Annotated in this window: 14 protein-coding genes; 1 reads left to right on the forward strand and 13 read right to left on the reverse strand. The window is 67.3% G+C overall.

The features are described 5' to 3' along the window. The 12 genes from VFQ05_02510 to VFQ05_02565 all read right to left on the reverse strand — a co-directional run. A partial coding sequence (locus VFQ05_02510; protein ID HET9325625.1) for a hypothetical protein occupies positions 1-297 on the reverse strand: 297 nt, incomplete at its 3' end. Next, complete coding sequence (locus tag VFQ05_02515; GenBank protein ID HET9325626.1) at positions 294-1,115, reverse strand: carbohydrate ABC transporter permease; 822 nt, start codon at positions 1,113-1,115, stop codon at positions 294-296. The genes VFQ05_02515 and VFQ05_02510, both read right to left, overlap by 4 nt. Then, positions 1,112-2,005: a sugar ABC transporter permease gene (locus VFQ05_02520; protein HET9325627.1), complete on the reverse strand. Its 894-nt coding sequence runs from the start codon at positions 2,003-2,005 to the stop codon at positions 1,112-1,114. The genes VFQ05_02515 and VFQ05_02520 overlap by 4 nt, the downstream gene beginning before the upstream one ends. Continuing rightward, entirely contained in the window at positions 2,002-3,294 is a 1,293-nt protein-coding gene (locus VFQ05_02525; protein ID HET9325628.1) for a sugar ABC transporter substrate-binding protein, read from the reverse strand. The genes VFQ05_02520 and VFQ05_02525 overlap by 4 nt, the downstream gene beginning before the upstream one ends. After that, entirely contained in the window at positions 3,291-4,763 is a 1,473-nt protein-coding gene (locus VFQ05_02530) for a glucoamylase family protein (protein HET9325629.1), read from the reverse strand. The genes VFQ05_02525 and VFQ05_02530 overlap by 4 nt, the downstream gene beginning before the upstream one ends. Then, a complete protein-coding gene (locus VFQ05_02535; GenBank protein HET9325630.1) occupies positions 4,760-5,830 on the reverse strand; it encodes a LacI family DNA-binding transcriptional regulator in 1,071 nt (356 codons plus the stop codon). The genes VFQ05_02530 and VFQ05_02535 overlap by 4 nt, the downstream gene beginning before the upstream one ends. Before the next feature lie 32 nt (positions 5,831-5,862). Further along, positions 5,863-7,551 carry a glucoamylase family protein gene (locus VFQ05_02540; GenBank protein ID HET9325631.1) on the reverse strand — a complete coding sequence of 563 codons (1,689 nt, stop codon included), beginning with the start codon at positions 7,549-7,551 and terminating at the stop codon, positions 5,863-5,865. A 25-nt stretch (positions 7,552-7,576) separates the two neighbouring features. Then, complete coding sequence (locus tag VFQ05_02545) at positions 7,577-8,608, reverse strand: PorV/PorQ family protein (protein ID HET9325632.1); 1,032 nt, start codon at positions 8,606-8,608, stop codon at positions 7,577-7,579. Beyond that, on the reverse strand, positions 8,605-11,886 hold the full coding sequence (locus tag VFQ05_02550; GenBank protein HET9325633.1) for a hypothetical protein: 3,282 nt from the start codon (positions 11,884-11,886) through the stop codon (positions 8,605-8,607). The genes VFQ05_02545 and VFQ05_02550 overlap by 4 nt, the downstream gene beginning before the upstream one ends. Beyond that, positions 11,873-14,578: a TonB-dependent receptor gene (locus VFQ05_02555; GenBank protein ID HET9325634.1), complete on the reverse strand. Its 2,706-nt coding sequence runs from the start codon at positions 14,576-14,578 to the stop codon at positions 11,873-11,875. The genes VFQ05_02550 and VFQ05_02555 overlap by 14 nt, the downstream gene beginning before the upstream one ends. Positions 14,579-14,686: 108 nt before the next feature. Beyond that, entirely contained in the window at positions 14,687-16,726 is a 2,040-nt protein-coding gene (locus tag VFQ05_02560) for a T9SS type A sorting domain-containing protein (protein ID HET9325635.1), read from the reverse strand. 139 nt (positions 16,727-16,865) lie between these two features. Next, on the reverse strand, positions 16,866-19,160 hold the full coding sequence (locus tag VFQ05_02565) for a T9SS type A sorting domain-containing protein (protein ID HET9325636.1): 2,295 nt from the start codon (positions 19,158-19,160) through the stop codon (positions 16,866-16,868). Between the two features lie 370 nt (positions 19,161-19,530). On the opposite strand from VFQ05_02565, the gene VFQ05_02570 reads away from it, so the two are divergent. Next, positions 19,531-20,241, forward strand: coding sequence for an SDR family oxidoreductase (locus VFQ05_02570; protein HET9325637.1), 711 nt, complete (start codon positions 19,531-19,533; stop codon positions 20,239-20,241). A gap of 5 nt (positions 20,242-20,246) precedes the next feature. On the opposite strand, the gene VFQ05_02575 is transcribed toward VFQ05_02570, so the two are convergent. Then, the gene (locus tag VFQ05_02575) at positions 20,247-21,452 is read right to left on the reverse strand and encodes a S8 family serine peptidase (GenBank protein HET9325638.1); all 1,206 of its coding nucleotides are present in this window, start codon (positions 21,450-21,452) and stop codon (positions 20,247-20,249) included. Positions 21,453-21,508: the final 56 nt, after the last annotated feature.

A 21,508-nucleotide genomic window follows, 5' to 3' on the forward strand; every position in this document is an offset into this window, starting at 1 on the left:
GCACTCGCCTCGCAGGCGCACCACGAACGCGTACCGGTCCGGCAGCGTGAGATCCACATCGCGCCGCGCCACCGCGTAGCCTCCGCCGTGCGCGAAGTCGAAGTCGATGCGCAGCGCCTTTCCCTTGGCGCCGGTGTCGGAGGAGAGCTTCATGAGCACCCCGTCGGCGGGAACGGCCGACCAGGGCGCGGTGTTCTCGAAGTCATCGACGACGATCGGCGGCACCGCCGCCAGGCCGTTGCGTGGCAGGAGCAGAGCGGCGAGCGCGAGAAGGGCTGCAAGGCATCGCACGCTCATCCCTTGAGACTCCCCATCATGACGCCCCGGATGTACGAGCGCTGGAGCACCAGGAACAGCACCAGCACCGGGATCACGGTGATGACCGAGCCCGCCATCATCAGCTCGGTGTCCTGGACGTGCTCGCCCATCAGGCTCGCCAGCGCCACCGGCAGCGTGAACTTGCGCTCGTCGGAGAGCACGATCAGCGGCCACATGAAGTCGTTCCACTGCGCCATGAAGCTGAACACCGTCCACGTCACCAGGATCGGCCTGAGGAGCGGGAACACGATGGAGCGGAAGATGTGGAGCTCGCTCGCGCCGTCGACCCGCGCGGCGTCGAGCAGCTCGTCGGGGATGCCGAGCGCGTACTGGCGGATCATGAAGATGCCGAAGATGCTGGCGAGCCCCGGAATCATGACCCCTGCAGGCGTGTTGACCAGGCCCATCTTCTGCACCATCAGGAAGAGCGGCAGCATGCCCACCTGCGCCGGCACCACGAGCCCGATCAGGAGCAGGCCGAACAGCCGGTCACGGCCACCGAAGCGCAGCTTCGCGAAGGCGTATCCCGCCATCGCGTTCAGGACCAGCGACACGCCGGTCGTCACCACCGCGATCAGCAGGCTGTTGAGCATGTTGCGCAGCAGGTCCAGGCGCGTGAACAGCGCCACGTAGTGCTCGGAGGTCGGCGCCGCGGGAAGCATGGGCGGCGGCATCGTGTTGGCTTCGCCGGGCTTCATGAACGACGCCGCCACCATCCACGCCATCGGCACGAGGGTGAGCACGGCCAAGGCGATCAGCGCCGCGTGGAGCCAGAGGCCCGAAGCCCGGCGGCTCATCGGCGCTCTCCCGGCGCCAGCTTGAGCTGGATCCAGGTCCCGACCAGCACCATGGCCAGCAGCACGAAGGCGATCGCCGCGGCGTAGCCCATGCGCCACCAGCGGAACCCCTGCTCGTACATCAGCAGGATCACGCTCACCGTGCTGCGCAGCGGACCCCCCTGGGTCATCACGTAGGGCTCGGCGAAGAGCTGGAACTGGCCGATCATGGTGATCACGCCGACGAACAGGAAGGTCGGCGCCAGCGACGGCAGCGTGACGTGGACGAATCGCGACCAGCCCGAGGCGCCATCGATGCGCGCCGCCTCGTACAGCTCCTCCGGGATGCTCTGCAGGCCCGCCACGAAGATCAGCATGTTGTAGCCGAAGTTCTTCCACACCGCGAAGAGGACGATCGCCGGCATCGCCCAGTGCGGATCTCCCAGCCAGTCGATGGCCGGCAGGCCGAAGCGCGTGAGGCCCGCGTCGATCAGGCCGTAGCGCGGGTGGTAGAGGTACTTCCACACGATCGCGACGCCCACCAGCGTGGTCACCACCGGGGCGAAGAACACCACCCGGAAGAGGTCCTTCCAGCGCGCCAGCTTGGAGCTGACCAGCATCGCCACGCCGAGCGAGGTGAGCACCGACAGCGGTCCGCCGAGCAGCACGAACGTCATCGTGTTGCGCAGGGCGTTGCCGAACTCGCGGTCGGTGAGGATCCGCCCGTAGTTCTCGAGCCCCACCACCCGCACCGTGGCCGGATCGGCGATCGCGTAGATGTCGAAGTCGGTGAAGCTCAGCACCAGGCCGATCAGGATCGGGCCGACGAAGAACACCGTGATCAGGCCCAGAGCCGGCGACAGGAAGGCCCAGGCGGCGCGCGCCTCGGCGGCGCGGGCTTCGGCCCTCATCCCCCGCTCCCCGTGTGGCTCGCGGCGCGCCGGGTGAGCAGCCAGCGCCGCTTCTCGAGGATGCGATCGACGTCGCGGTCGAGCTCCGCCAGCACCGAATCGGGCGGCGTGGTCCCTCGCACGCTCTTCTCGGCCAGCTCCTGGAGACGGATCGCGATCTGCTCCCACTCCGGCACCATGGGCCACGGCGCCACGCGCTCGAGCTGCGCCTGGAAGGCCACCAGCATCGGATCCGAGGCGATGGTCGAGTCTCGCCAGGCCATGGTGCGCGCCGGCAGGCTGCCGCACAGCCGATAGAAGCGGGCCTGCTGATCGGGGCGCGACAGGAACTCGATCAGCGCCCACGCCTGGCCCTTGTGCTTCGAGGTCTTGAACATCACCAGGCTCGAGCCTCCGGCCATCGACAGCCCCGAGCTCGCTCCGGTCGGTCCCGGCAGCGGCGCCGTTCCCCAGTCGTCCTGGAGGGCTTCCGGAAGCTTGCGACGGAATTCGCCGAGGTTCCACGGGCCGGTGATCCACATCGAGAAGTAGCCGCGCTCGAACTCCTGGTAGGTATTCGCGATCTCCGTGTTGGACACCGGCGGGGCGAGCCCTTCCTCGAAGAGATCGACGTAGAACTGGAAGGCGCGGCGGAACTCGGAACCGCTGAAGGCGCCGCGCGTCATGCGCTCGGCGAGCAGGGGCGACCCGGCCTGGAGCCCGAAGATCATCGGCTGGGTCCATTCGTTGACCGGAAGGAGGATCGCGTAGCGCCGGTCGCCCACCCGGCGCTTGAGCGCGCGCATCGCGGCGCGCCAGCCTTCCCAGGTCTGCGGGATCGAGTCGTAGCCGGCCTCGCGCAGGATGTCCTTGCGGTAGAAGATCAGGCGCGTGTCGACGTACCACGGCACGCCATACGGCATGTGATCGACCACGTTGGTCGCCCAGATGCCGCTGAAGAAGGCGTTCGGCCGGACTTCCTCCGAGTGCGCGAGATAGGGGTCGAGCGCTTCGAGCGCCTGGAGCGCCTGGAACTCCGCGATCCACGTGTTGCCGAGCTGGGCGACGTCGGGGCTCGAGCGGCCGACGTGCGAGGTCAGCAGCTTTTCGTGGGCGGCCGTCCACGGGATCTGCTGCACCTCGACATGGACGCCGGGGTGCTCCTTCTCGAAGTCACGCACCAGCTCCTGCACCACCTCGCCTTCGCGGCCCATGGCCCAGAAGCGGATCGTCACGCCGCGATGGGCGGGCTGGCACGAGAGGATGAGCGGGATGGCGAGCGCTGCGAGAAAGGTGACGCGGGCCGTCACGGGCCGGCCTTGGCGGGAACGCCCGCCGCCTCGGCCGTCTGCGCGCGATCGATCCAGCCTCCGGTGAAACCGGCGCGCTTCAAGCCGCGCACGATGTGCGGATTGGTGCGCAGGACCTTCCACACCAGGCCGGTCCGGTGGTTCTCGATCATCGCCAGGATGGGACCCTGGTCGATGCCGAGATAGTCGGTGTCGAACCAGCCCACACCCGCCACGACTCGCCCATGCTGAACCTTCACCACGCGGTCGAAGGTCGGGTTGAGCGCGTCCACGAAGCCGTAGGTCGAGAACACGTCCGGCCCGTACCTGCGGCGGATCGCCATCAGAGCGTCCACCGTGGGCTTCGGCGCGAACGGGATCGAGCCGCCGAGCGCGGTCGGCGACACCGTGCCGTCGTCCACGATCTCGGTGAACGACGCGCCACGGGCGGCGTAGGTGCGAAACGTCCGCGACCGCCCCTGCATCTCGAGCGTCGCATCCACCGGCCCGTCGCACGCCGTGAGCCCCCACAGCTCGGGACCGTAGCCCTTGAAGCCCGCGGGATTGGCGATGGCGTAGGCGCGCTGGGCGAGCGTCGCGCGACGCGAGTTCTCGAAGTAGTCGATGCCTTTGCCGCGCATGTATGGGTCGCGGATGCCGCGAAAGTCGATCCATACGTGAGAGTACTGATGGCCGAAGAGCGGCGCGAAGCCCAGGTGTGGCTGACCGTGAAAGGTTCCCCAGCGGTAGCCCTTCGCCCACGCCGGCCACACCGCGGGATCGATCGCGTGGGTTGGCGATCCGAGTGCCAGGACGTGGAGGATCATGGTCTCGTTGAGGCCTCGCCAGTCGTAGGGCAGGTGCCCGCTCTCCGGGTTCCAGCCGAGCGCGACCAGTGGCGGTCGCGGCTGGGCCCAGCGCCAATCGACACGCCGGTAGATCGCCTCGGCCAGGTCGCGAATGCTCTTCTCGACCGGATCGTCGCGATCGAAGTACGACTGGCAGAAGAGCGCTCCCGCGAGCAGCAGCGCCGTGTCCATCGTCGACAGCTCCACCTTCTCGAAGCGATGACCGGTCCTGGGGTCGAGGAAGTGGTAGAAGAAGCCGCGATACCCGGTGCTGCCCGCGGCGGCGGTGTCCTGCTTCGCTTCGTGGAAGAACCGAAGCGTGCGACGCGTGCGCTCGGCCGCCGCGGCGCGCGTCACCCATCCGTGCTCGGCTCCGATCGGATAGGCGGTGAGCGCGAACCCGACGGCGCCGACGCTGATGAACGACTGGGTCGGCCACCGATCGGGCGTGAGACCGGTCAGCGAATCGCTCAGGTCCCAGAAGTAGCGGAAGGTCCGCTCCGCCAGCGTGTCGAGGAACGCGTGGGCGGCCGGCGAGAGCGTCTCGCCGCCACGCTCGGGAGGCGCCGCGACCTTGGGACCGGCCGAGATCGCGAGCAGTGCGAGGAACGTGACCGCGAAGCCGGCGCGACGGAAGCTCACGTGTTGAAGCCCCCGCGCGCCGGTGGAGGGACGGCGTGGCGCCGCTCCCAGCGGGTGCGCGAAGCGGCTTTGCTGGGTGGCGCCGAGCCGCAGGACGCCCGGATCACCAGCGTGGTGGGCAGCACCTCGCGACGCGGCCCCTGGATCGGTCGCGGTCCGGTGAGCAGCTGCACCGCGCGCTGCCCGAGGGCCAGCATGTCCACGTGCACGGTGGTGAGCGGCGGCGTGAGGAAGCGCGCGAGCGGGATGTCGTCGAAGGCCGCCACCGCGAGATCGCCCGGGACCTTGATCGAAGCGTCCTGCAGCGCTCCCAGCACTCCGACCGCCATGTGATCGTTGGCGACGAACACCGCGGTGGGCCGCGGCCTCTGCTTGAGCAGCAGCGTGGCGGCTTCGTAGCCCGAGCTCTCCGTGAAGTTCCCGTGCGCCTCGAGCACCGGGTCGGTGTCGATCCCCGAGTCGCGCAGCGCGCCACGATAACCCTCGAGGCGCTGGTGGGCGTCGATGTTGCCGGGGGGCCCGGTGACGGTCGCGATCCGCCGATGACCGAGCGAGACCAGATGGCGAACCATCGCGTGAGCGCCCTCGAAATTGGCGATCGAGATGCTGTCGCATCCCACGACCTGGACTTCGGGGTTGAGCAGCACGGTGGGAATGGCGCCGGCGCCTTGCCGCAGCGCCTCGGAGGCGTCGACGTCGGGCGTCATCACGATGAGCCCGTCGATGCGGCCGCGCACCGCGCGCAGCACCGAGGTCAGGTCTTCCGGACTGGCGGTGAAGCTCGAGACCATGAGGTGCAGCCTCTGCTGGCGCGCCGCGAGATCGATGCCGCGGATCACCTCCGAGAAGAACTCGCCGTGCAGGTCGGGCAGCAGCACGCCGAGCGCGTGGGTCCGATTCGTGATCAGGCTTCGCGCGGTTCCATTGGGCCAGTAGCCCAGGCGATTGGCGGCCGCCACGACCCGCTCGCGCGTCGTTTCGCTGACTCGCGAGTGGTCGTTGAACACCCGCGACACCGTCGCCACCGACACGCGGCTCGCCCGTGCCACATCACGGATCGTCGGCATGGATTTTTCGGCCTCCTCGGATCAGCGCGCGCTCAGCGCATCAACACGCCACGGCCGCTCGCCACGGCCACTCCTGGAATCTCCAGGCGGTACCAGTAGACCCCGTTTGGAAGACTGTCGGCGTCGAAATGCGCGACGTGCTCGCCCGCCAGCTGCCACCCATCGACCAGGCGCGCCACTTCGCGGCCCGTCAGATCGTGCACCGTGAGGCGGACCGTGCCGGCCTCGCGCAGGCGATAGCGCAAGGTCGCGCGCGCCGTGAACGGATTGGGGCCGGTGCGAAGATCGAGTCCTGCGGCGCGCGGCGGATCGTCCACGCCGGTGACCTTGGTGAAGCCCGCGCGCTGGAGGCCGAGCTGGATGGGCGAGTTCCTCATGAACCGGTCCCACACCCGGCCGGTGCGGTAGTTCTCGATCATCAGGATCATCGGACCCTGGTCGATCCCCAGCCAGTCGGTCGCGAACCAGTCGGGATTGCGGCCGAGGTTCATGCCGTCCCTGAATCCATAGGCGCCCCAGAACTTGGGCCCGGTCGGCACCGCGGGATTGATCGGCGCGCTCTTGTAGGTGTCCCACAGGTACTGGAGCGTGGGCAGGCACACCTCGGGCGCGAACGGGATCGAGCTGATCGCGGCCGTCGGCGCGACGGTGCCGTCGTCGTTCTGCGGCGGCGGCGCGCCGCGGGCGTTATAGCATGGTGGCGCACTACAGCCAGGCGCAGTGGTCCCATCTCCGGCGGTGAGCCCCCAGTAGTTCGCGTGGTATCCCGCGGGCTGGGTCCCGCCGGTCTTGAGTCCGGGGTTGAGGATGCAGTACTGCCGCTGGGCCAGCGTCGCATGGCGTGAGTTCTCGAAGTAATCCAGATTCCTCGCCGCCATGTACGCGTCGCGGCGGTTGCGGAAGTCGATCCAGCAGTGCGAATACTGGTGCCCGAAGAGTGGCGCGAAGATCACGTAGGCCGGGGTATAGAAGGTGCCGGCGCCGACCTGCGGCGATTGATAGTTGTAACCGCTGGTCCACGCGTTCCATGTCGCGGTCGGAACCGGGAAGGTCGGCGAGCCGAGCGCCAGGATGTTGAGGATCATCCCCTCGCTGTAGCCGATCCAGTCGTAGGGCAGGAACGTGCCTGCCCCGCCGTTCGGCTTCCAGCCGTGGCGAATGGCGTTGTTCCCGGGATTGCGAATCCACTCCCAGTCCACGCGGTCGTAGATCTGCCCCGCCAGCGTTCGGATCTGGACTTCGTTGGGATCGGGTCCGTCGAAGTACACCTTGGCGTCGAGGATCCCGGCCAGCAGCAGCGCGGTGTCGATCGTGGACAGCTCCGTGTCCCAGGACACCATCCGTAATCCGGTGTTCATGTCGAGGAAGTGATAGAAGAAGCCCTTGTAGCCGATGGTCCCGCTGGTCGCGGTGCCCTGAGGCAGGGTCCAGAAGGTGTTCAAGGTCGTGGCGACGCGCGCCGCCCCTTCCGCCCGGGTGATCCACCCGTGATCGATCCCGATGCAGATCGCGGAGAGCCCGAAGCCCACCGCCGCGATGCTGGCGGGCGAGCCGCCCTGGCTGCGATCGCGAATCAGCCCGTTCGTGGCATTCGCCTGATCCCAGAAGTAGCGGAAGGCGGTGTACTGGACCGAGTCCATCACCGCGTCGATCGTCTGCGCTCGCGCGACCGGCGCCCACAGCGCCGATGCGGTCAGTATGGCCAGAAGCATGCGTCGCATGTCGTCCTCTCGTAGGCCCCCTGAATCAGAAGCCGAATCCCAGCGTGAAGCGCGACACACTGCCGAGCCGGCCGTGGTCCGCCCACGCATAGTCGATGTGATACTGGAAATCCCCGTAATGGCTGGCGAACCCCGCGCCCGCCGTCAGCCCTTCCTCGGAGTCGGTCTGGAACGCGTTCTGGAAGCCCGCGCGCACGGCGAGCTGGCGGTTGATCAAGAGCTCGCTCCCGAAACTCATGCTGCCCGAATTGTCGTTGGGATGGAGCGCATCGGCCTCCAGTGTCAGCCGAGCGTTCTGGGACAGCTGGAACGGCGCGCCGATCCCCACCCGGAAGAGGATCGGCACCGGGAAGTCGCCCGTCACCACTTCGCCGGGCAGCGTGCCGTTGTCCCCATAGCGTGACGGGTCCTGGTCGTACGTGATGCGCAGGTCGCGCCCGTCGTAGCCGGCCTGCGTGCCGAAGTTGGAGAGGCTCGCGCCGATGTGCAGCCCGTTGTCCGCGACTTGGTAGAGCGTCCCGACCGACATGGTGAAGGCGGCCGAGCTGCTGTGCCAGATCGACTCCTGCGCGTAGGTGAGCTGACCTCCGGCCGCGAACCGGTCCGTGATCCGCATCCCGTAGCCCAGCCCGATCGCAACATCGGACACCGTGAACCGCTCCCCGGTGCCGTACGGCTGGTCCACCGTGCGCACGGTCATCTCGCCCGAGTTGAGCGAGGTGAGCGAAGCGTAGACGCTCCCCCACTTGCCCATCGGGATCGTTCCGGCGATATAGGCGTAGCGGATGTCCGCCAGCCAGGTGCTGTGGGTGAAGGTGACCTGGTAGTGGTCCACGTCCGCGATCGCGGCCGCGTTGTAGTAGACCCCGTCGAGACCGGTCGCCATCGCCACGCCTGCGTTTCCCATGCCCGAAAGGCGTCCGCTCGGCTCGATCTGGAGGAACGCCCCCATGGTGGTCCCGGTCTTGGTCTGCGCCAGAGCCGGCGCGGTCCATGCCGCGGCCAGACCCAGCATCAGGGCGCCGAGCGCCCGCTTCTTCGCCGCGGACGAGGTCATTTGAGCAGCGCGAACTTGCCTTTCGTCGAGCCGACGCCCGGAGCGTCGACGTGGAAGATGTAGAGACCGGGCGCCACGTCCAGGTTGTCCTTGGTCCGCAGGTTCCAGGCGACGTAGCCGGCGGTGGACCCGTCCTGCTTCAGCGTCTGCACGAGATCGCCGCCCACCGTGTAGATGCGAATCGTGCTGTTGAGCGGGACCGCGCGGAACTCGATGCGGCGTTCCCCACGGCCGGACACGGCGAAGCGCGCGGGCTCGAAGCTCGCCGATCCCACGTAGGGGTTCGGCACGACGTAGGGCTCCTGCACGAAGCCGGCGCTACCCGTTCCCGCGATCCGCGCGCCGGTGGTGGTGAAGGTGAACTGATCGGTGACGTTCAGGGGGCGGATCAGCCGCAGGTGGTACACGTCGCCGGCGGTCGGCGCCGTCCCGAGCGTGTCGATGTTCATCGCCCAGGTGGCGCTGGCGAAGGTCGGGTTGCTGTTGGAGTAGGTGACGATGGTGAGCCGGTCCTGGGAGTGGCTCAGCGTCCGGTCGCCATTGACGTCGCGGAAGCCGAAGTCGAGTTGCACGTCGCCCTGAGGCGTCTCGGCGAAGATGCGGAACCGGGCCGGCGTGATCGCGGTCAGCGGACTGTTGGGGATCGCCACGCTCGTATCCTGGATCGTGTCCGAGAATTCGATGCGGATGTCGTCGGGATAGCCCACCCGCTTCTCGTTCGACGACAGCGAAAGCTGGTAGATGGGCCGCAGCTTCATGGTCGTGGTCGACGTGGCGTCGAAGCCGCTGCTGGCCAGGTCGACCGAGACGCTGGGCGGGCTGTAGACGCGCGGCAGCAGACCGTCGCCCACGGCCCCGGTGCCCTCTGCCTCGAAGTCCCTGCCGGTCTCGAACAACGTGCGATGGTTGGTGCTGTCGCGCATCGTGTACGCGGTGGCCTCGAAGCTGTCGGGATGCGGCGTGGTGAAGGTGATCGAATACAGGCGCCCGTCGCGCACCGAGTCGGAGTTCACGACTTCGACGTCCACGGTGCCGCGCCCGGTGCCGGTCACGTGGGTGGCGGCGCTGGCCGATGCGCGACCGAAGCCCTGCACCCGCGCGTTGGGTCGCACGGTCACGACGTTGACGGGCAGGATCAGGCCGCCCCGCAACGTGCGCGACACCGGAATCGAGTTCTCCGATGGATAGATGGCCAGCGAGTCGATGTCCGAAGCTCGCCCGAAGTCGTAGGCGCAGACCGCGTAGTAGTACTGCTGGCCGTTGGTCACCGTGGTGTCGGTCCAGGTGTGGGTGATCCCGGTGTTCTCGCCCAGCCAGTAGGCCACGCCGTTGATGGTCTTCCTGCTGAAGCCCCGCTTGTCGTTGTCGAGATCGAACTGAGCGATCGGCTTGCCGTTGCCGAGCGGGCCGTTGCCGCGGCCGTCCGTCACCACCTTCACGTCGAGGAAGTCCGGATCGGTGGAGCGGTAGATGCGGTAGCCCTCGAAGTCGAACTCGTTGGTGACCGGATCGAAGGCGCGCTCCGAATGGTCGGTCCAGGACAGGCGCACGTAGCGGTCGCCGGTCTCGGCCCTGACCACCGGCGGCGGCGGCGGCACGGCGAACTGGTAGTTGGCGTTGTAGATGAGCTGGACGGTGTGAACGGTCTCGCGCAGCTCGGTGAGATCGGCGCCGTACGCGAGCGCGAGGCTGAAGCGCTCGGTCTTGCCCGCCTTGAGCGTGAAAGGCCCGGAGGCGAACAGGAATCCGATGTTGTAGTTCGAGGCCAGCGCGGTGTCGAAGCGCGCGGCGGGGTTGGGATGGCTGAACTGGCCGTAGAGACGCATCGGCCAGTTCTGATCGTCGGAGTAGAACAGGATGCCGTCCGTGCTCTGGTCCGGATTCCCCGCGCCGGCACGGATGCGGTTCATCTTGAAGCCGGTGAGGCCGATCTGATCCGACTCGTTGAGATCGGTGCGGTCGAAGTTGGCTTCGCCCTCGGTCGGCATCCCGTCCTCTTCGCCGCTGTCGTCGGTGTCGGGGACGCCGTCGGCGCCGAAGTCGTTGAAGTCGGCGCGCCAGTCCATGTCCTCGTCGCCGGTCCACCACCGCCCCAGCCGGTAGGCCGGGCGATCGGCGACCGAGCCATAGAACGCGGTGAACTTGCTGGTGTCGTAGTGGGCCGCCCAGTAGGCCAGGATCGCGGTCTGCCCCGTGATCTCGACGCCCCGTCCGCCCTCCCGTCTCTCGTCCACGAACCCGTCGGCGTCGTCGTCGAGCCCGTTGAGCGCGTTGCCCGGCGTCTCCAGGTAGGCATACCCGAGGTACCCGGTGCGGCCGCAGAGGCCGGAGAGATCCCGCCCGTGCCCGTAGCGGTCCCAGGTGTAGACCAGGTTGAGTCCGAGCGACTTGTCGAAGTACGCATTGTCGTCGTCGGACTCGAAGATCCCGTCGCAGGACAGCGCCGATCCTCCGACGCCCGAGTCCATGTAGAGGCCGAAGACGATGTTGTCATCGTAATCGGTGGTGCTCTCGTTGGTGATGTCGTAGTGCCAGAAGATCACGTTTCCGGCCTGCGGGTTCGCCCACTGGAAGCCGCGCACGTTGACGCGCAGTCCCAGTCCGCGGCGCGTCGAATCCCGCGTGTCGGGATAGAAGTCGAACGCGTCGTAGTAGTTGTCGTCCATGACCGTGAAGCTCTCCTGGTCGGCGGCCGGGCGCTTGCCGAAGTAACCGTCCCAAGCGCCGGCCCAGCCCGGATCGTCCGGATCGTTCAGCTTGTCGGGCCACTGCGTGGGCCAGGTCCGCGGGTCGTGGCTGATCGCCGGCGATCGACCGCGATTGATGACGGGATCGGGCTGAAAGTACCCCGGCCGCGGCTCGAACCGCATGATCCGCTGGGAGAACGGGCTCTGCGCCTGCCGCTCGCGGAAACCGGTCTCCATGATGAAGGTCGAGTCGCCGGACCCGGTGCGCACCTTCGCCAGCACGAACGGCGTGATCCCATCGCTGTAGTTCATGCCCGTGCCCTTGGGCACCTCGGCGGAATGGAACACGCTGAGATCCACGTTGCCGGGATCCGATGGGAAGTCGCCGACCATGCCGAAATTCCAGAAGACGGTGCGGATGTTGGCCGCGTCGTGGGTGCCCGAGCGCTCCGACTCGAATCCGCCCCGCTGGCTGGGCGGCACGACCGGAACGAGCTGCGCCCACAGCGAGGTGGAGCTCAGCAGCGCGAGGGCGGTCAGACCCGCGGCGAGCCGGCGTGCGCTCGAGCGCCCGGGGTCAGCGCGTCTCATTGCCACGGAGACCGATGCCGATCTCGATCCGGCGCGGGGAGTAGTAGCGGGTGGGGTCGACCAGTGACGCCACGTCCGCGGCCGGATAGCGTGAATAGTAGGGGCTCCCCGAGCTGCTGTAGACGGAGCCGTGCCAGAAGCGCGTGTCGAAGACGTTGAAGACCCGGGCGAAGAAGGTGACCCCGGTCTTCCCGATCAGGGTGGGCCGCTCACCGCGCAGATCGAGCAGGAAGCCGGCGGGCTTCCGTCCCGAGTTGGTCTCGATCCCTCCCGCGAAACCCGCGGTCAGCGCCGGGGTGTAAGGCTGCCCGCTGCCGGCGCGCATCACGGCGCTGGTGCGGAAACGCCGGGGCCATGATACGTCGACGGTCATGTTGAAGGTGTGGCGCTGGTCCCAGTTGAGCGGGACCAGGCGCGGTCGCGGATCCTCGCCGGCCTCGGCCCGCGTCGCGGTCTCGTTGGGATCGCTCGAGTTGCCCTGGGCGAACTGCCACGTGTAATCCATGGTGCTCGTCACCCAGCCGAGCTGGCGCTGATCGAGCGAGAGCGTGAAGCCGACGACGTTCCCGAAGTCGACGTTGGTGAGTCGCGCGTATTGCGCGCCGTTGTAGGTTTCGATGAACTCGACGCCGAGAAGGCTCCGGATGTCCTTGTAGAAGGCGCTGACGTCGAGACCGATCCAGCTCGAGAGCGCCTGCTTGTATCCAAACTGGTACTGGACGGTCTTCTCGGGCTTGACGTCCGGATTCCCCATGACGCCGATCTTCGCCTCGGCCTCGGGATCGGCCTGGAGCCCCGCGAGCTTGTCGTAGTTCGCGTTGTTGAACATCGTGCCCAGCGCCGGCATCTGGGAAAAGTGCCCGTAGGCGAAATAGAGCGCGGCGTCGCGCGTGACCGGATACGACACCCCGAGCCGTGGCGAGAACGAGATCTTGTTGGACGTGGGTTTCTGCTCCGACTGGGGCACGTCCGGAATGGAGTTGGCGGGGTTCGCCAGATCGCTCGGAAGATGGGTGCGCGCGTCGAACCAGTCGAAGCGCACTCCGGCGCGCAGCCGCAGGTTGTTCCACTCGATCTCGTCCTGTCCGAAGCCGGCCACGCTCACCGGGCCGTACTTGCTCACCGCCGGATAGTTCGGCGGGTCGTCGACGTGGCGCACCAGGACCTGCTCCTGCGTGCCCGGCACGTTGGTGAATACGAGATAGCCGGGGTTTCCGAACTCGAGCGCCGAGAACTGGTACTCGCCTCCCACCTTGAAGCGGTGGTCGCGGAACGACTGGTTCTCGTAGGAGCCTTTCACGACCAGGGCATTGGTGGTCTGAGTGAAGCGGGTGAAATCGACGCCCTGAACGTACGCGCCGAAGTTGTAATCGGGGTCTCCCCTCGCCTGGCCGGCGGCGTCGTAACGCGGATCGTAGAGATCGTCGTACACCATATCCCGGTAGTCGAAGTAGTTCTGGCGGACGTTGAGGTTGTAGAAGGAGTTCTTGTCCAGGGCGTGCGTGAAGTCGAGCCCATGCACGATCGAGAACGTGTGCTGCTCGGGCAGCCCGTCGGGATTGAGCCAGAATGCGTTGGTGTTGCGGCGTCCGTGGATGGCGTTCCAGATCGCCTGATAACCGAAGGTCTTGTTCCGGAGCGAGTGGTTGGTGAGCTTCCCCACCCCGGAGAAGTCGCGGGTGAAGCCGAGCGGCACGGTCGAGCTGTCGCCCGTCCCGACGAAGACCTTGTTCTCGAAGTCCGACTTGTCGGTGGGCACGAAGCGGCGCACGCCGCGCACCCAGTCGTCGGAGGAGTAGTAACGGCCCGTCACCAGGAAGTTCGTCTGAGGCAGTCCGGTGGGGCCGCTCAAGGTGAGCTGGTAGTTCTGGATGTCCACGGGTCGGAACTCGTAAGGCACGATGCGTCGCGTCAGCCCCCGCGGCTCCAGGATGTCGGTGAGCGCGGCCTCGCCGTCGCTGTAATAGTAGCCCCCCGCGAACGCCTCGGCATCCCAGCGGAACCTGTCCCCGCCGCTGCGCAGCACGGCGTTCACCACCCCGCTCATCGCCTGCCCGTACTCGGCGTCGAACGTGCCGCTGATGACCTGCACCTCCTCGAGGAGCGCGCGATCGAGCTTGAGCGTCGACTTGTTGTCGTAGGGGTTGTTCACCGTCACGCCATCGACCTGATACTGCACCTCGCCGATGCGCCCGCCGCGGAAGTGTCCCTCGACGACGCCGGCCTGGAGATTGACCACGTCCTGCAGCTCCTGCACCGGAAGCTGGTTGATCTCCTTGCGCGAGACGGTGGCGATCTGGCTGGTCTGATTGACGTCCACGACCGGACGCTCGGCGCTCACCACCACCTCCTGCAGCTGCACCGGCGTGGGTTTGAGGGTGAGATCGAGGACGGTGGTGTTGTCGGCCGAGACCACGACTTCCTGGGTGAGCACGGTCTGGTAACCGATGAGGCTGACCCGCACGTCGTAGGTGCCGGCCGGCACGTTGATGATGGAGTAGCGGCCTTCGGCGTCGGTGACGGCGCCGGTGCGCGCGGCGGGGATGGCGACGTTGGCGCCCCCCAGCGGCTGCTTCGCGGGATCGATGACGCGCCCGCTGATGCGGCCCGTGGTTCCGGCGCGGGCCCCGCCGGCGAGAACGAACGAGATGAGCAATGCTGCAGCGGCCGTTCGATTTCTACTGCCTGTCATGAACTCCCGACTCCACACCGCTCGCCGCGGAACCTCCCCCTGGCGGCCGAGCGGGGCGGGCGATTCGGCCCACCCCGCTCGAGCTGTTCACGTGGCGAGAAAGAGAACCTACCGGAGATGCATCATCTTGCCGTTGATCGTCGCCATCAGCGCCCCTGTTCCGGGCTCCTTCGCTCTCACTCGATACAGGTACACCCCGGACTTGCCGGCCGGCAACTGCACCAGCGCCTGCTGCTTTCCGGCCGTCATCCGTCCCAGCGCGCGCTGGGTGACGAGACGGCCGTTCACGTCGAACACCGACAGCTCCACGTCGGACTCACGCCCGAGCGCGAACTCGAGCGTGGTGGCGAGGTGGAAGGGGTTGGGCGCGTTGCCCAGCGCCGCGAACCCGTTGGCGGCGACCGGGTCCCCGACCCCCGTGGTCTGGCCGATCACGAACGTGCCGTCGAGCAGCGTCCACGCCGGACAGCACGCCTCCTTGCGCTCCCGGTACCACCAGGTGCGGGTCGAGTAGCTCTCGCTCTCCGGGTTGCTGTACCGGTCATGGTCGTGGAGGCAGATGCCCATGAACATGGTGTGGTCGCCGAGGCCGGGTGGATAACCCAGGGCCTTCAGGTCCACCCGCAGCTCCGCGGTATAGCCGGTGTCATCGTTCGTGGTCCCGGTCGAGTCCACGGTCGATCCCGCCTTCAGCTGCAAGGCGACCTGGGCCAGGCCGGCGTTGACGAGCTGGAACAGCGTGTCCGCCGTGGCGGCGGTCCCCGTGGCGCTGACCCGGAACGAGAGACCCATCCCGTGGAGATTGTGGTCCACGGGATCCAGGATCGAACGATGCGCGATGCCGATCGTGAATCCGTCCCAGAAGTCCTCGAAGGCATTGCTCTGGACGCGAGTGTCGCGCACGTCGAAGCCCAGGTAGAGGAAGTCGCCCTTGAAGAAGTACTTCACCGTGGCGTCGCCGCCATCGACCACGAACGGCAGCGGGGCCGGCTCGGGATCGTTGATCGTGAGCCGCGGCTGGTACTCGCCCGAGCGGTGCTTGCCGACTCCGGCGTAGGTGTTGCGGAGCGTGGCATCGTTCCAGCGGATGTCGAGGCTCGGCGCCGCCGCCCAAACGGCCTCGGTCAGGGTGCCATTGATGGTGGGCGCCGGCGAGCCGGTGATGGGAATGCGGAAGTCGGGGTCGATCGCCGGCACGGCCCCCGAGCTGGTGGTCACGTTCGGCCGGGCGTAGATCCGGACCTCGTCCTGCTCGGCCACGTTGCCCCAGGGGGCGGCCCACCAGGTTCGGTTGCGCGACAGATCGGCGCCGAGCGTCTTCCAGTAGTTGTCGGTGTCGTAGATCGAGATGTTCCATTCGACGATGTCGCCGCTCGGCTGGGTGACGTCGTAGCCCATCACGCCGAGGTCGAACACCATCTCGATCGTGTATCCGGTGTCGATCCCGTTCACGTCGTTGTTGGTGGCCGTGCCGCAATTGGGGTTGCATGGGACACCGTTGACCGCGGTGCGCGCATCCCAGGCCGCGATCTGCTCGGGGGTCCTGGGGATCACGTTGCCGAGGCCATCACACACCGGATCGGGAGCCCAGCGGCCCTTGAAGAGCGGCGGCCTTCCGACGGTGTCTCCCGGCGCCACGCACTGATGGGCAGGAATGCCCGCCTCTCGTGGATACCACCACGAGTAGAGGTACTCGCTGATCGGCTTCGGCGTTCCGGTCGAGCCGTGATCCTTGAGGCCCATGAGGAAGCCGTCGAAGTAGTTGAATCCACCGCCTCCTCCGATCGACCGGTCGGGCACCGTGGCGCCCATGTAGAGCTTGTTCCCGATCACCAGGAATCGGAGCGTGGCATTGGTGCTGTCGTTGGTGGGGTCGTTCGGCGGATTGATGCCGCCCTCGTCCTTCCAGCCGCTCCCGGGGATCCCCATCGTCCGGTCCTGCGGATTGTTGATGTCGACGCGGTACCGCACCTTCCACGATTCGGCCTGAGACCAGACCGCCTCGTTCAGGAGTCCATCCAGCGTGATCGATCCGCCGGGCGCGGTGCGCGCCCACAGCGCGTTGGTGCGGGCGAGCTGTGCGTTGGCCGGCGTACTGGACACCAGCGCGAGCGCCAGCATCCCCATGGCCATCACTCGTGTTCTCATGACTCGAGTCCCTCTTCGATGAGGCGGCCTCATCGCATCGTTGCCCGCCCACGCCGTCCACGCGGTAAAGCGGTGAAGCAATTGGGGCGACCGCCCGGTTCCCTGGGTGATCGCCCCGTTCCTTACATGGCTATCTTCCTTATTGGATCACCGCTGCGCGAGCGGTCAGGCTCGAGCCCTCGCGATCCAGGCGAATCATGTACACGCCGGCCTTCAGGCCCTTGCCAAGCGTCACGGTGTGCCGCCCGGCGCCCAGGCCGCCGACCTCGCGCGAGGCGACGCGGCGGCCGCTCACGTCGAACACCGAGAGCGTGGCGCGCTTGCCGTCCGGCAAGGCGAAGTTGATTCCGAAGGGCCCCTTCGCCGGATTGGGCGACACGCCCTTCAGCGCGAAAGCGATCCCTTCCGGGCCAACGCCGACCGGAGTGGTGATGACGAACGAGCCGCTCATGCCCGACGCGATCTCGTTGCCGTCGTGGAGCACCACGGCGACGCGGGCGTTCGTGCTCGTGGCCGAGCCAACGTGCCAGTTGTAGCGGCCGTTGTTCGAGACACCGCTCGCTTCGAGCGTCCAGACCTCACCGCCGTCGATCGAGGTATAGATGTCCGCGGTGGCCGCGCCCATGCCACCGGGCGTGTCCCACGACACCTCGACCGTGGAGCCGGCCGCCACCGAGGCGCCCGCCGACGGTCCCTTGACCTTCACGACCTTGACGTTGTCGGTGGCGACGAAGCACACGCCGCCCACCTCGCCGGTGACCGACGCCACACCGCTGCTGCCGATGGCGTTCATCGCGGCGGTGCGAGCGAACCTCACCGTGAGGTCGGTGATGCCGTTCTCGTTCTCGTCACCCAGAACCGGAGCCTCCGCGCTGCTCGGGCCAAGCTGGCCGTTGAGACGCAGCGTGGAAACGTCGATGTCGGATGCCGAGAGCGGCGCCGCGGGCTCGATGACCGCGGACACGAAATTGCCGCCCGAGTTGGGATTGAAGGAGGACGGAGTGATCTTGACCGACACATCGGCGCCGGCCTCGAACTCCATGTTGGTCCACGTGCCCGTGGCGAAAGCGTCCGGCTGATTGGTGAACAGGAACGCCTTCATGTGCCCGCCGGCGCGCGCGTTGTTGAGGATGCCCCACAGCCCGTTCGGCGGGTCCTCGCTGGGATTGGCCTGATCGAAGCTGAGCGGGCCGCTGGTGTATTCGACTCCCCGCAGGCCGAGCTTGTACTCGATCGTCGCCGGGCTGGCCGAGCTGAGACCATTGTGCCGGTAGATCATCTCGAGGTGGGCCGTCTCACCCGCCTGGTAGCGCAGGTTGCCGAACGCGCCGGTGAACGAGAAGAACGGCAGCCGGCCGCCGAACACCGCGATCTCGCCATCGGTCGAGCGCAGGTTGAACAGGCCATCCGCGTTCTGCGACCACCACGGCGAGATGCGCAGGCCGCCCTCGCCGGGACCCGTGATCGAGAAGTCACAGGCGATGCGGAAGTCGTCGTCGTTCTGGATGCGGTGGCCGACGCGGCCGTCGTCCGACACCGTCCAGGTGTGGAGATTGGCGAACCCGGTGCACACCAGCGGACCATCGTTGATCGAGATCGACGACGGGTAGTCGTCATTCACCGTCAGCGTGGTGAACGGACAGTCGTTGAAGATCCGGGTGGAGATGATCGCATCGTCGGCGTCCGGCTCGACCGGGCAGATGACCAGCTTCATGTTCGTGTAGGTGACCTTCACCGAGGTGGGGTCGCCTGGAGTCATGAAGTTCTGGGAGTAGCCGCCGACGTGGACGTTGTCGAGGATGCCCCACAGCCCGTGCGGCGGGTCCTCGGCCGGATTGCCCTGGTCGAAGGTCAGGCCGCCGCTGCTGTAGGTCTGGCCCTGATAGGTCAGCTCGTACTCGATGGTGGCCGGACTCGACGCGTTCAAGCCATGCGGCTTGTAGGTCACTTCGAGGTTGATGGTCTCGCCCTTCTGGTAGTGCAAGCCATAGGCGCCGGTGAAGCTGAAGAACGGCAGACGGCCGCCGAAGCAGGCGATCTCACCGTCGGTGCTGCGGACGTTGAACCGGCCGTCGGTGTTCGACCACCAGGGGGTGATCCGGATGCCGGCCTCGGCGTTGCCGCTGCCGCTGATCACGAGGTCGGTCGAGAAGCGGAAGTCCGAGTTGTTCTCGAACGTCGCCTGCGTCGTACCGCCATCGGCCGACAACGACCAGAGGTGCAAGTTGGCGAAGCCGCTGCACTCCAGCCCGTTGTCCTCGATCGAGATCAGGGCCGGGTAGTTGTTCACGACGTTGACCGTCGTGAACGGACAGTCGTTGAAGACGCGCGTCAAGACGACCGCGCCGTTCGGGTTCGGGGTCGCCGCGACCGCGACGACCGGCACGAGCATCACCGTGAGAAGAGCCAGACTGAAGAGTGAGATCCGCCTCATTGGGGCCTTCCTCCTTCCGAGAGGTTTGCGAGACGTTTCGCGGATCCAGAGAGGATCAACAGCAGCTGGCCTGCGGGCTGGTCGCGGTGGTCGCGAGGGCGGCAAGCCTCGCCGGCGTCCTGCCGGTCACCGACGTCCATGTGCTGCGAAGAGCTCGAGGGGCCGGAGTTCTGGCAGAACTCCTGTAAAGGCGATGTAAACGATTACATGGCAGTCCCCGGCCGTCAAGAAAGACCCGCACGACCGTGAAAAAAAAGTGGTTGGCCGCGCTTTGGACGCGCGGCCGCGGGCACCCCGGGGTGGCCCTTGGCCAGGTAGGCGGACTCGAGGTAGACGGACTTATAGTGGGATTTCAACCTAGGAGGGCCGTATGGGGGACTTCAGCGGGAAGGTCGCGGTCGTCACGGGCGGGAACCGGGGGATCGGGCGGGGAATCGCCTCGGCCCTGGCCCAGGAAGGGGCCACGGTCGCGCTCACCTCGCGAACCGCCTCGACCGCCGAGAAGGCCGCGAGAGAGATCGGCAGCGGAGCCCTCGGCTTCGCCTGCGACGTCAGGCGCCACGATCAGGTGGCCGCCCTGTTCGGCCAGGTGGAACAGCGGTGCGGGGGCACCGACATCCTGATCAACAACGCCGGCATCGGGGTCTTCGGGCCGGCCGCCGACATGAGCCCCGAAGACTGGCACGCGGTGATCGACACCAATCTCAGTGGAGTCTTCTACTGTTGCCGCGAAGCCATTCCGCAGATGCGACGCCGCGGAGGCGGCGACATCATCAACATCTCTTCACTGGCGGGGAAGAATCCGATCGCGGGGGGCGCCGCCTACAACGCGAGCAAGTTCGGTCTCAACGGCTTCAGCGAAGCGCTGATGATGGAAGTGCGCTACGACGGAATCCGCGTGTCGTACGTGATGCCCGGCAGCGTGGCCACCGAGTTCGGCCGCGGCTCGACCGCCAAGCAAGGCTGGGCGCTGACCGCCGAAGACGTGGCTCGAGGAGTCATGAGCCTGCTGCGCGCGCCGAGGCACGCGCTGTTCTCGCGGATCGAGATGCGTCCGAGTCAGCCGCCGCGCAAGAGCTGAAGCGGCTAGTCGCGGAGGCCGAGGCGTCCGCCGCCGGCGCCACCCAGCGCGGCGCCGAGATCGAGCGCGCCTCCGCCGAGCCCGCTGCGGAGCCCTGGGTTCTGCCTCCAGATCGCGCGTCCGGTTTCCTCGAGGCGGCCGACCACCTGGTTCCGGCTCATCTCGGGGTACTTCGAAGAGACCAGCGCGGCGCCTCCGGCGACCCAAGGCACCGCCATCGACGTGCCGCTCCACACCGCGTAACCACCCCCGGCGAACGAGCTGCGGATCGACACGCCCGGCGCGCAGATGCCGATCTCCGTGCCGTGCGCGCTGAATGACGCCAGCTGGTCTGCTTCGTCCAGCGCCGCGACTCCGATCACACAGTGGTAGTTGGCGGGGAACTCGACGACCTCGGTGGGCCCGCTGTTCCCGGCGGCGGCCACGCAGATCACACCCGCCAGAACCGCCTCTTCCATGGCCATCGTCACCGCCGGACTCTTCACGGTTCCGCCCAGGCTCATGTTGAGAACCTTGGCCCCGTTGGCGACCGACCACCGGATCCCCTGCGCCACCATCAGCATGTCGCCGCGGCCTTCGCTGTCGAGCACACGCACGATCGCGAGCTCCGCGTCGGGCGCGACCATCTTCAGAAGGCCGGCGACGTGTGTGCCGTGCCCCGCGCCCTCGTCGAGGTCGCCGTCATAGTCGTTGTCGATGCCGTCGGCCACTTCGCTCGGATCCGCGTCATTGTCGACGAAGTCCCATCCCCCGCTGATCCGGTCACGGATCCACGGGTGGTCGAGCTCGGCGCCGGTGTCGAGCACCGAGATCTTCACGCCGGCCCCGCGACTCTGGATCTGCGCTTCCTGAAGGTTGCAGGCCGTGGTCGCCGGCTGGGATTCGCACGCCTCGGGACTGCCCCATCCGTCGTCGAAGGCCCAGCTCTTCTGGCGCGATTCCGCGGTCTCGACGGGGGCGTTCTTCTCCGCGGTCAGCACGCGCGGATCCTTCGCGACCTTGGCCAGCAGGTCATCCGCGGTCTCCTCGTAGCTGGGCTTCAAGCCGGCCACGCGCCAGCCGTTGCGGGTGACCGTCGCGTTGTAACTGGCCGCCACCGCGGCTCCGTCCACCCCCTCCGCCAGCGTGACGAGAACGGTCTCTTTACGATAACCGGCCGCCGTCTGATCGTCGGGATCCGTCTCGCCCGAGGTGGTGACCGTGGCGGCCACGGGACTCATCGGCAGGCGCTGCCCCGAGCAGCCGCTGAACAGTGCGGCGCATAGCA

The sequence above is a fragment of the Candidatus Eisenbacteria bacterium genome (genome assembly GCA_035712145.1).
In the GTDB taxonomy this organism is placed as follows: domain Bacteria; phylum Eisenbacteria; class RBG-16-71-46; order RBG-16-71-46; family RBG-16-71-46; genus DASTBI01.